The following is a 1,361-nucleotide window of genomic DNA, read 5'->3' on the forward strand; positions in this document are numbered from 1 at the left end:
GTGGGCGAGCGCCTGCCGGACTACATGGTGCCGTCGGCCGTCGTCGTCCTCGACGCGCTGCCGCTGACCGTCAACGGCAAGCTGGACCGCAAGGCGCTTCCGGTTCCGGAGATCGCGGCGTTGACCAGCGCCGGACGGGGACCGGTCACTGTGCAGGAAGAGCTGCTGTGCGGCGCCTTCGCGCAGGTCCTCGGGCTGTCCAGTGTCGGCGTCGACGACGACTTCTTCGCACTCGGCGGACAGTCGTTGCTGGCCGTGCGGCTGGTGAGCCGCATCCGCGCCGTGCTCGGCGTGGAGGTCGAGATCCGGGCCCTGTTCGAAGCCCCGACGGTCGCCGGACTCGCCGCCAGGCTCGCAGAGGCGGACGGGGCGAGGGCCGCGCTCGAGCCTGCCGTGCGTCCGGAGCGGGTGCCGTTGTCGTTCGCGCAGCGCCGGCTGTGGTTCCTCGGCCAGCTGGAAGGCCCGAGCGCGACCTACAACATTCCGATCGCGGTACGGCTCAGCGGCAACGTCGACCGCGCAGCGCTGGGCGCGGCGCTGCGGGACGTCATGGGCCGGCACGAGGTGCTGCGTACGGTGTTCGCCGTCGCGGACGGTGAGCCGTACCAGCGCGTCCTCGGTCTCGAGGAGCTGGAGTGGGAGCTCCAGGTGGTGGACGTGGCACCGGGCGAGCTGCCAGGTGCGATCGCCGCGGCGCAGCGGTACGCCTTCGACCTCGCGGCCGAGGTGCCGTTCCGAGCGTGGCTGTTCACGGCCGGCCCGGATGAACAGGTCCTGGTCGTGGTGGTGCACCACATCGCGGGTGACGGCTGGTCCACCGGCCCGCTCGCCCGGGACGTCTCCGTCGCCTACGCAGCACGTGGCGTCGGCCGAGCACCGGAGTGGGAGCCGCTGCCGGTGCAGTACGCGGACTACGCACTGTGGCAGCGTGGCCTCCTGGGTGAGGAGAGCGACCCGGAGAGCGTGATCTCCCGGCAGGTGGCGTACTGGCGTGAGGCGCTGGCCGGTGCTCCGGAGGAGCTGGAGCTTCCGTTCGACCATCCCCGTCCGGCCGTGGCCGGCCATCGTGCTCACGAGGCTTCGCTGGAGATCCCGGCGGAGGTTCATGCGCGGCTGGTGGAGGTTGCGCGGGCCGAGGGTGTGACGGTGTTCATGGTGTTGCAGGCCGCGCTGGCCGTGCTGCTGTCGCGGCTCGGCGCGGGTACCGACATCCCGGTCGGTTCGGCGGTGGCGGGGCGCACGGATGAGGCGCTGGACGACCTGGTCGGGTTCTTCGTGAACACGCTGGTGCTGCGGACGGATCTGTCGGGTGATCCGACGTTCCGTGAACTGCTCGGGCGGGTGCGGGAGAGTGGGCTGGC

Annotated in this window: 1 protein-coding gene; it reads left to right on the plus strand. The window is 71.6% G+C overall.

What is annotated here, in order from left to right:
• Positions 1–1,361 (plus strand): condensation domain-containing protein (locus ACIBB8_RS37920; RefSeq protein ID WP_398959973.1); only part of this gene is annotated, 1,361 nt, incomplete at both ends.

Source organism: Streptomyces sp. NPDC051286 (genome assembly GCF_044455345.1).
GTDB lineage: Bacteria > Actinomycetota > Actinomycetes > Streptomycetales > Streptomycetaceae > Streptomyces.